The following is a 10,875-nucleotide window of genomic DNA, read 5'->3' as shown; positions in this document are numbered from 1 at the left end:
AGCTTTTGTTAAGCTGTCCATAGCCTTATCATACTCAATTTCCGGTTGTTTTGGTTCAGCTGGTTGCTCAGGCTGGTCAGGTTTCTCAGGTTCTTCTGGCTGTTCCGGTTGCTCTGGGCTAGGTTCCTCTTGGCCTCTTTGATAGTTCTCATCCTTGGATAGGATATCTTGTAGGGCACTGACTGTCAACATGACTTCTTGAACATCCACTGCATCAGCACTGAGTTGGTTTCTCAATTTTTCTAGATTTGCTTGGAAAGCTTGGCGTGCGGTAGCCGTATTTTTCAAGCCTGCTGGGTCAAAGTTGGACAGATCATCTTTCCATTTTGAGATAGACTGGATGATATCGGCCTTGCTGTAGAGTTCACTACCTTCGCCACGAGTGATAAATTGATCTACCTGAATACCGATATTTCGAGACAAATCGTTTCGATCAGGATCGAGTTGAAGGGTGACTGCGTGCAAGTTTTCGTCCAGACCTTTTAGGCTAACCAGCGTTTGATTGCCTTGGCGTTGGGTAGCGTGACCGCTAAAGTATTTCTTACCATCAATAGTCGACGCATTTCCCATGCCATCTTGATAAGGAACTTCTTTGCCATCTAGGAAGACTTTGTAGATACCATGATTTGGATCAACATAGCCCTTGATATCAAGTCCAGTACCGTAGAAGTAGGCTGTGACAGTTGTTTTTTTCTTTTGCTCATCAGTTAAGCGACCAAAGGAAGCCCAAGACTCCGTCTTTTGGTATTTATCTGCCGAATTGGTTTCATGGTGCCAGCCAGGACTGTAATCCAACTGACTAGCTTGGTCATCATAACTTGTTTGATCCTTGATCAGCAATTCAGCTTTCATCACTTGGATGGTTGCATCGGTAGCGAAACCGAGCAGGGCACCATCAGAAACAGAAGTGAGCTTGGCTTTAAAGTCAAAGATAGAGTCGGCTTGTTCTGTAAAGTCAATCGTTGGGATGGTAACAGTCTTTTCTGTTTCTCCATCTTCAAAAGTCACATCTTGAGTTGTATCTTGGTAAACTTTACCGTGAACCCCAGTTCCAGGTTCTGTGATGAAGCGAACAGTAGCAGTTCCCTTGCTTCCACCAACACGTTTAATTTTAACAGTGACTGGTTTTCCTTTTTCGACTTCGTAGTTGGTAGATTCGAGTTCAAACATTCCCTTGCTATCATTGTTTAGGGTGTAGATCCCTTCTGTAGCAATTGGTTCGCCTGTTTTATTTACAAGAGTAATAGTGTGTTGGCCTGGTGCTAAATCACCTGTCTCAAAGACTTTTTGGCTGCGTTTACGGCTTGCGTTCTTAGTTTGCACATCCGCAACTTTTTGGCCATCAACGTAGACGGACATTTCTCCATGACCTGGGTCGACTGTAGAGACGACATAGGCCTTGGTTCCTGTGAAGGTATAGCTTACTTTGGCATCTTTTTGATTGGTCCACATAGAAGTACCACGAACACCTTCAGATTCATTGTACCAAGTTGTTCCGGCTGTATCTGCCGTTGTGTTTGAGTGGTATTCAAGTCCAAGAGGGTAGCCATCTGTCTTTTCAATGCTGCTTGGTGTCTTGTAGACTGAGAAGTTGGTTAAGATTGGGGTTGCTTGAGCACCGGTGATGGTTACACGGATTTTTTGTGCTTCTACAGGTTTACCTTGAATCAAGCGACGGTAACCAACAGTTGAACCTTCCCCGTAAGTCACCCAGCGTCCGTTGATTTCGACTTCAATCTTGAAACCAGAGATACGTTGACCTTTGGCGATGTCTTCTTTGAGTTCGACAACGTCAAAGCGTCTCTTTTGTCCTAAATCGACTGTGAAACTACCAGTTGTGGCATCATTTGAGAGGGCCCAGCTAGTATCATCTTTACCGTCAGTCAGGTGACTTTCCTTGTAGAGGTGGTTCTGACGAGTAGAACTTGCTGTTACAGTGGCCCCTTTGGCAAAGTCAGTCGCATACATTTGGTCTAGGGTTGCTTTGAATTCCTTCAAGCGAGCTACATCCGCATCTGCGAATTTTCCTTCTTTGTTTGGTGGAATGTTGAGAAGGAGAGGGGTTCCACGACCAACAGACTTGAAGTAGATGTCCATCAACTCTTTGAGTGATTTCGGCTGTTGATTGTCATGGTAGAACCAACCAGAACGGATCGAAACGTCAGCTTCCCCCACAGAGTACATATCACCATCTGGGTCACCATGGTTGAGGTATTCGTTTTTCACATCGTCTGTGATGTTGGCTCTTTTCACTTTATGCCATACAGGGTCACCTGCGATACCACGTTCATTTCCGATCCAGCGAACGCTTGTCGGTTGAGCAGAGAAGATAGCGATATCTCCTTCAGCTTCTTTGATGTATTTGAACCACTCATCAAAAGTATAGGTTACTTTTTGGGCACCGCTACCACGCGCACCGTCCATCCAAACTTCGATGAATTTTCCTTTATTTCCGTATTTTGGATTTCCAAGGATTTCTTTCAGTTGGTTGAGATAGTATTGGTTGTATTCTTTTTCGGTTGCGACATGGTATTTAGGATGGTTGGCATCCCATGGTGACAAGTAAACACCCATATTCATGTCATACTTGCTAGCAGACTTGGAAACTTCTTCGAGAAGGTCACCCTTTCCATCTTTCCATGGACTAGCAGCTACGGTATGGTTGGTGTACTTAGATGGGTAAGCAACGAATCCGTCATGGTGTTTAACAACCATAATGGTTCGTTTGAAGCCCGTTTCCTTCAGAGTACGAATCCACTGGTCAGTATCCAAGTTAGTTGGATTGAAGTATCGAGGGTCTTCTTTCCCATTTCCCCATTCAGAATTGGTATAAGTGTTCATTCCGTAGTGGATGAAGGCCGCCAATTCTTCCTTGTGGTAATCGAGTTGAGCCTTGCTTGGAAGAGGCCCATGATTGCCAATCTCGGTTTCCTTATCTTCTGGATGAGCTACTGGTGGTGTTGGAGTCGTTGGATTAGCTGTATTAGCGACTGGCTCGTATTCAAAGACGACCTCATTCACCCCTTTTTGCTGGATCCTTGCTTCCAAGCTAGCTTTTACTGGACGGTAGCCAGCAATGTCTTTTGCATGGAAGGCGTTGACAAAGGAAACGTCATACTCTTGGCCGCCATTGTTATCAACTGTCGCTTCCGCTAGTTCAGTAGTGGTTCCTTTTTGACGGTAGTAAACTTTGAAGGAGCCTTTGTTGACTTTATAGACCACCTTGATGACACGTGTACCGGCAGGTGCTTTGCTGACAACATTGTGCTCTTCAGCCCAAGTATCTTTTAGCTGTTTATTGACTGCTACGCCATCAATGGATACAATTTCGTATTTGTCTTTATTCTTCTGATAGAAGTCCGTTTTCTCGATTTCTTTTTTGAAATTGTAGTCAAATGGAGAATCAACAGCTGTCTGTTCGATAAAAGTATCGTTATCTTTGACTGGATTTCCTTCTTCGTCTTCGTGTTGGATAACCACACGTCCGTATTCAACTCCCTTGGTTAAGGTAGCAATCCCATCTTGGTTGAAGGAATATTCGTTGCTTCCGATAACAGCTGTTTCGTTCCGTAGCATACGCCCCTCATCGGTAAAGTAGTAACGATTTCCGTTATCTCCTTGGTACCAGCCTTTCACACTATATTTGGCAATCATGTCTTTAACCCATTTCAGTTGTTCAGGTGAAAGGACGAGTCCGCCACCAAAGCGATCCTTTTCAGGAACCCCATTGTCAACGGTTCCGTGTTGGTGAACACCGAGAACTTTTCCTTGGCTATCCACAATCCCACCACCAGACAAACCAGATACAGAAGTGGTTTGGTAGGTGATACCGGTCGTTCCCTTATCATCATAGGACTCAACAGATCGGATAGTCCCGTCAGCCTTGTAAAGTTGGCCAGCTAGGATAGGCTGTTTCAGCTCTTTTGAGCTCGAGTCAGTTGGGTAGCCAATCGTACTAATGGCTTCTCCTGGTTGATGCGTCTTGTGATCCGCTAAAGGTGCAAAGGTTGCTTCTTTGTTTGGGCTAGCAATTGGAAGAGGAATAGGAGCTTCTACAAGAGCAAGGTCGTTTTTATAGCCTTTGCCAAACTCCTTCTTATTCCAGAAATGGATATCCTTTTCTCTAAATAAAACCGTAGTTCCAGAAGACGGAAGTGAGTTTTTCTTTTCGCTGTTTGAGCCAACGTTATAGTAGAACTGGGCAGATTTTCCACCACGAATGTGGCCTTCTCCAGTTTCTTTATTGGCTTCTAGGAAGTTATGAGCAACGGTAAGAATCAAATTAGGTGCAACAAAGATACCAGAGCCTGAAACGAGGTAACGTTGCTCCCCTGCATTGTAAGTGCTGTAAACCATAGTAGCAGCAGTAGCAGGTTGCCCCTCGTAGTTGATGTGTTTGAGGTCTTGTCCACCGTTAATAATAGCACGGTTTCCATTCTCAGACTCTTTTGGAGTTTCTTCCTTATCCTTTAGAATGCTCTTAGTTTCTACTGTTGGACTAGCTTTCTTGTCAACGATAGTTGTCGTATCGAGTTCTTTGACAGGTGTGTCTGGATAGGCACGGTCCTGAATTTTTTCAGGGAGCAAATTAGCACTGCTGGTATCGGCAGCAGGTGTTTCTTGTTTTTCGGTCTCTACTCGGCCTTCTTCTTTAGCTGGTTCAACCTTGCTTTCCTCTATATCTGCGACTTGTTCAATTTGATGATCTAAATTGGATGTTGCGGTAGGAGACGTTTCGTCTGCACGTACGGTTCCAGAAGCAAAAAATGCCAGTCCGACGATGACAGAGGCTACGCCCACAGTTAACTTCCGAATGCTAAAAGTTTGCCCTTTTTCAAAAAGGTATCGATTCATAATATACTCCTAGTTTTTAGAAAGGCAGTCAGCTACTACCCGAGCCCAAGCTTAACTTGGTTACAACTTGACTTAAGGAAAACAACTCTCTGATAATTTGTAAGCCACCTTACCTCCTGTTTATAAAGCGCTTTCATTTTAAGATAAAAAAATTTAATAGGCCATTTCTCCCTTAAAATGACTAAAAGTTTTTAATATAACAAATATACTAAATTAATAAAAGAAATGCAATAGCAAAAAAGCAAAAAATAAGTATAAATTAAAGAAAATAAGTTACTTTTTAAAGAAAAAACGCATCCTTTCAGGGCTCAAACTAAATGAAAGGATGCGTTTTAAAAAGAAATCAGAGTAATTTTTGAATAAACTCTTGGATGGTTTTGGGGTCTGTTTTGGAAGAGAAGCGCTCAAGGACTTGCCCATCTCGACCAATGAGAAACTTAGCGAAATTCCATTCAATTCGTTTTCCCAAAGGGCCAGATTTCTGGTCTTTTAACCAAAGGTAGAGAGGATCTGCTTCCTTACCATTGACCTTGATCTTGGCAAAACGAGGAAAAGTAGTCTGGTAGTGTAGGCTACAGAAGCTATTGATTTCCTCTGCGCTACCGGGCGCTTGTCCCATGAACTGATTGCAAGGGAAATCCAAGATTTCAAAACCCTGATCTTGATAGCGATCATAGAGTTCTTGGAGCCCTTGGTACTGGGGGGTTAACCCGCATCCGGTAGCAGTGTTGACAATCAAGAGAACTTTACCACGATAGATATCCAAGGGGATTACTTGGTTGTTTTGGTTTAAAACGGAAAAATCATAGAGTGAAGTCATGATGGTCTCCTTTTCTTTTTCTACATTGTAACAGTTTTTCTTTTTTTCGTCGAGTTGGATGAGAGAAGTTGTTGAAAAATAGACCCCTGATATGATAGAAATCGTTTACAAATAACTTTTAAAATGGTATGATTTAATTAAACCGGTTTACTTAGTTGCTATAAATCTCTAATTTGAGATTTAGTTCCTATTGATTTTACAATATGTTTATTGGAGTGTACACATGCAAACAAAAACTAAGAAGCTCATTGTGAGTTTGTCTTCACTTGTTTTATCAGGATTTTTATTAAACCATTATATGACAGTTGGAGCGGAAGAAACAACTACGAATACCATTCAGCAAAGCCAGAAGGAAGTTCAGTATCAGCAAAGGGATACAAAAAATTTAGTTGAAAATGGTGATTTTGGTCAGACGGAAGATGGAAGCAGTCCGTGGACAGGAAGCAAAGCTCAGGGGTGGTCAGCTTGGGTAGACCAGAAGAATAGTTCTGCAGATGCCTCAACTCGAGTCATTGAGGCTAAGGATGGGGCTATCACTATCTCAAGCCATGAGAAATTAAGGGCGGTGGTTCACCGTATGGTCCCTATTGAAGCTAAGAAAAAGTATAAACTGCGTTTCAAGATCAAAACAGATAATAAAGTCGGGTTTGCCAAGATTCGTATCATTGAGGAAAATGGTAAAGACAAACAATTATGGAATTCTACGACGACATCAGGAACAAAGGACTGGCAGACTATTGAAGCAGACTATAGCCTGACTTTAGAGGTGGATAAAATCAAGCTGGAGTTATTCTATGAAACGGGAACTGGGACTGTTTCTTTTAAGGATATCGAGCTGGTAGAGGTAGCAGACCAGCCTTCTGAGGGTTCACAAACAGATAAACAGCTTGAGGAAAAGATTGATTTACCAATTGGGAAAAAACATGTCTTTGCTCTTGCGGACTATACTTATAAGGTAGAAAATCCTGACTTTGCTTCAGTTAAAAATGGAATTTTAGAACCTCTTAAGGAAGGGATAACCAATGTCATTGTCAGCAAAGATGGGAAGGAAGTGAAGAAGGTTCCTTTGAAGGTTCTGGCGTCTGTTAAGGATGAATACACAGCCCGTTTGGATGATTGGAATGGCATCATTGCTGGGAATCAATACTATGATTCTAAAAATGAACAGATGGTCAAACTAAACCAGGAGCTGGAAGGAAAGGTGGCGGATAGCTTAGCCAGTCTTTCTACTCAAGCAGATCGTACCTATTTGTGGGAGAAATTTTCAAATTATAAAACGTCTGCGAATCTAACTGCCACTTATCGGAAATTGGAGGAGATGGCCAAGCAAGTGACCAATCCTTCTTCTCGTTATTATCAAGATGAAACCGTTATTCGAACAGTTAGGGATTCCATGGAATGGATGCATAAACATGTCTACAATAGTGAAAAAAGCATTGTTGGGAATTGGTGGGATTATGAAATTGGAACTCCTCGCGCAATCAACAATACCTTGTCTCTGATGAAAGAATACTTCTCAGATGAGGAAATCAAAAAATACACAGATGTGATTGAAAAATTTGTGCCAGATCCAGAACATTTCCGAAAGACGACGGATAACCCATTTAAGGCTCTGGGTGGAAACTTAGTGGATATGGGAAGGGTAAAAGTTATAGCTGGTTTACTGCGCAAGGATGATCAGGAAATTTCGTCGACCATTCGTTCAATTGAGCAAGTGTTCAAGCTGGTAGACCAAGGAGAAGGTTTTTATCAGGATGGATCTTATATCGACCATACCAATGTTGCCTATACAGGTGCTTATGGGAATGTCTTGATTGATGGCCTGTCTCAACTATTGCCAGTCATTCAAAAGACCAAGAGTCCAATTGATAAAGATAAAATGCAAACCATGTACCACTGGATTGACAAATCCTTTGCACCTTTACTGGTAAATGGAGAGCTGATGGATATGAGTCGTGGGCGCTCTATTAGTCGAGCCAACAGTGAGGGGCACGTGGCAGCGGTAGAAGTACTGAGAGGGATTCACCGGATAGCGGATATGTCTGAAGGAGAAACCAAACAACGTTTGCAGAGTCTTGTGAAGACTATTGTCCAATCGGATACTTATTATGATGTCTTTAAGAATTTGAAGACCTATAAGGATATCAGCTTGATGCAATCCTTGTTAAGTGATGCAGGAGTTGCAAGTACTCCAAGAACAAGCTACCTATCTGCCTTTAATAAGATGGATAAAACAGCTATGTACAATGCAGAGAAAGGGTTTGGATTTGGTCTGTCACTCTTCTCTAGTCGTACCTTAAACTATGAACACATGAACAAGGAAAACAAACGTGGTTGGTATACAAGTGATGGGATGTTCTATCTCTATAATGGCGATTTAAGTCATTATAGCAACGGCTACTGGCCAACAGTCAACCCTTATAAGATGCCTGGTACAACTGAGACGGATTCTAAAAGATCGGATAGTGACACGGGTAAAGTTTTGCCATCTGCTTTCGTTGGGACGAGCAAACTAGATGAGGCTAATGCGACAGCAACCATGGATTTCAGCAACTGGAATCAGACCTTGACCGCTCATAAGAGCTGGTTTATGCTGAAGGATAAGATCGCCTTTTTAGGAAGCAATATCCAGAACACTTCAACAGATGCTGCTGCAACTACAATTGACCAGAGAAAACTGGAATCAAGTAATCCATATAAAGTCTATGTCAATGATAAAGAAACCTCCTTTACAGAACAAGAAAAGGATTATCCTGAAACCCAAAGTGTCTTTTTAGAATCGTCCAATTCGAAAAAGAATATTGGTTACTTTTTCTTTAAGAAGAGTTCAATCAGTATGAGTAAGGCTGTCCAAAAGGGATCTTGGAAGGATATCAATGAAGGACAGTCAGACAAGGAAGTCGAAAATGAATTTCTTACGATTAGTCAGGCTCATAAGGAAAATGGAGATTCTTATGGCTATATGCTCATCCCTAACGTGGATCGTGCCACCTTCAATCAAATGGTAAAAGAGTTAGAAAGTAGCCTCATCGATAACAATGAGACCCTTCAGTCTGTTTATGATGCCAAACAAGGAGTTTGGGGCATTGTGAAATATGATGATTCTGTCTCTACTATTTCCAACCAATTCCAAGTCTTGAAACGTGGAGTCTATACTATTCGAAAAGAAGGGGATGACTATAAGGTTGCCTACTACAATCCTGAAACCCAGGAATCAGCGCTAGATCAGGAAGTCTTTAAAAAGTTAGAACAAGCAGCTCAGCCACAAACTCAGGATTCAAAAGAAAAGGAAAAATCTGAAGAAGAAAAGAACCATTCGGATCAAAAGAATCTCCCTCATACAGGAGAAGGTCAGTCAATCTTGGCAAGTCTAGGGCTCTTGCTACTTGGGGCGGTTTATCTGTTCCGCAGAGAAAAGAACAACTGATTTGTTCATCATCTAGATGAATCACATGAAACTGTGGAAAATAGAAAAAATCCGAAGAAGGTCAAATATCTTCGGATTTTTCTTTTAAAAAAGGATAAGTTAACACTTATCCCTTTTCACTTCATTTTATCTGAGTGTAACATACTGTTGAGCAATCTCGCTGATGCGGTCAAAGTCGCCTTGGGAAGCGAGTTTATTGAGTTCGCCACCAATTCCAACGGCGTCTGCACCAGCAGCGAACCATTGAGGAATGTTGTTTAGGCCGACTCCTCCGGTTACCATTACGGAAACTTGTGGGATCGGTGCCTTGACTGCAGAGATATATGCTGGACTGAGAGCACTACCTGGGAAGAGTTTAATGATTTCACTACCGGCTTCAAGTGCAGTCGTTATCTCTGTGAGGGTAATACAGCCTGGAATGTAGGGAGTGCTATAGAGATTGCACATTTTTGCAGTTTCAGCATGGAAAGATGGAGAAACAACGTAATTTGCTCCGGCTAGAATAGCATCTCTAGCAGTTACGGCATCAAGCACAGTACCTGCACCGATACAAACACTTTGATCGTCCTGATACAAGTCTACAAGTTCTTTGATGATTTGCCCTGCATACTGATTGGTATAGGCGATTTCAATAGCTTTGATACCGCCCTTGATACAAGCAATCGAGGCTTGCAGTCCTTCTTCCTTTGTATTTCCTCGAATAACAGCGACAATTTTTTGTTTTTTTAGTTCAATAATCGTATCTGATTTGGTCATGTAATTCTCCTAACGAATGATATCTTGTGCATTTGCCAGTAATTTTTCAATACTAGTTTCGGAAGTGGAGAGATGGTCTCCTGGAAGAGTACATTTGAGAGTTGCGCTCGCAACTGCAAAGTCAATGGTAGTTTTTAAGGAGGAATGATGGAGTAGTTGATAAAGGGCACCAGATATAAAGGCATCCCCGCTACCAACTCGTTGATAGACTGCAGTTTTTAGTTGGACAGACTCTTCAAATCGTTCTCCCAGAGCATAGGCTTGATAGACATTTTTGTCTTGTTCATCACTAGAGCGGAGGGTATGGAAAATGGCCTTGAAACCATAGGCTTCTTTTAATTGTCGCATGCGATTTTCCACCTCTTTTAGGCTGGTTCTGTCTCTTGGGAACATCTCTAGATTTTGGTCATCAATCATGAGAGGATCAATACCAAAGCAATAGTCAGCGAAACGTGCAAACTTAGAAAATTCATACTTGGCTTCTAGGACTGAAATCATCTTTGTTCTCAGATTGAGATCCATTGAAACGATAATCCCTCGGCGCTTGGCTTCTTCCAAGAGTAGGAGAAGGAGCGTACGGACCTCTTGACCGATAGCTACGGTGATTCCACTGAAATGAAAATGGCTAATCCCCTGAAAGAGAGAATCCATATCTAGCATGTTTGGCCGAATCTGGCTGATACTCGTATGTTTGCGGTCGTAGAAAACTTCACTTTGACGACAACCAAAGCCGTTCTCTAAATAGTAGAGGCCGATTCGATCGCCAAGCCGACAGATTGAACTGGTATCGATTTGGTGCTGTTTCAAGAATGTGAGAAAACGATCTCCAATCTCGTTGGCAGGGAGTGCAGTAAAGACTTTTGTTGAGATACCCAGGGCTTGCAAATTACAAGCGATGTTAATTTCTGATCCGCCAAAATAAGTCGAACTGGCAACATGATCGCCGATACTGGTGGCATCTAATGGTGAGATTCGAATTAATGGTTCGCCAAACAGTAATATTTTCGTCATCCATTAG

The 10,875-nt window shown here is 42.1% G+C and carries 5 protein-coding genes; 1 reads left to right on the top strand and 4 read right to left on the bottom strand.

The window, feature by feature from the left end; all coding sequences use genetic code 11:
• The coding region (locus HMPREF9188_RS08890) for an alpha-L-fucosidase (RefSeq protein ID WP_009730654.1) at nt 1-4,854 on the bottom strand (4,854 nt) is incomplete at its 3' end.
• 343 nt (nt 4,855-5,197) lie between these two features.
• Nucleotides 5,198-5,674: a glutathione peroxidase gene (locus HMPREF9188_RS08885; RefSeq protein WP_009730653.1), complete on the bottom strand. Its 477-nt coding sequence runs from the start codon at nt 5,672-5,674 to the stop codon at nt 5,198-5,200.
• 223 nt (nt 5,675-5,897) lie between these two features.
• Between HMPREF9188_RS08885 and HMPREF9188_RS08880 the strand changes: the two genes are divergently transcribed.
• Entirely contained in the window at nt 5,898-9,101 is a 3,204-nt protein-coding gene (locus HMPREF9188_RS08880) for an LPXTG-anchored hyaluronate lyase (RefSeq protein WP_009730652.1), read from the top strand.
• A gap of 126 nt (nt 9,102-9,227) precedes the next feature.
• On the opposite strand, the gene HMPREF9188_RS08875 is transcribed toward HMPREF9188_RS08880, so the two are convergent.
• Together HMPREF9188_RS08875 and HMPREF9188_RS08870 are read right to left on the bottom strand one after the other, a co-directional pair.
• Nucleotides 9,228-9,857: a bifunctional 4-hydroxy-2-oxoglutarate aldolase/2-dehydro-3-deoxy-phosphogluconate aldolase gene (locus tag HMPREF9188_RS08875; RefSeq protein WP_007519190.1), complete on the bottom strand. Its 630-nt coding sequence runs from the start codon at nt 9,855-9,857 to the stop codon at nt 9,228-9,230.
• Between the two features lie 9 nt (nt 9,858-9,866).
• A complete protein-coding gene (locus HMPREF9188_RS08870) occupies nt 9,867-10,868 on the bottom strand; it encodes a sugar kinase (RefSeq protein ID WP_009730651.1) in 1,002 nt (333 codons plus the stop codon).
• Nucleotides 10,869-10,875: the final 7 nt, after the last annotated feature.

Origin of the sequence: Streptococcus sp. F0441, assembly GCF_000314775.2 — a bacterium.
GTDB lineage: Bacteria > Bacillota > Bacilli > Lactobacillales > Streptococcaceae > Streptococcus.
Note: the sequence above shows the minus strand (reverse complement) of the source record. Positions and strands in the feature narration are given on the sequence as shown.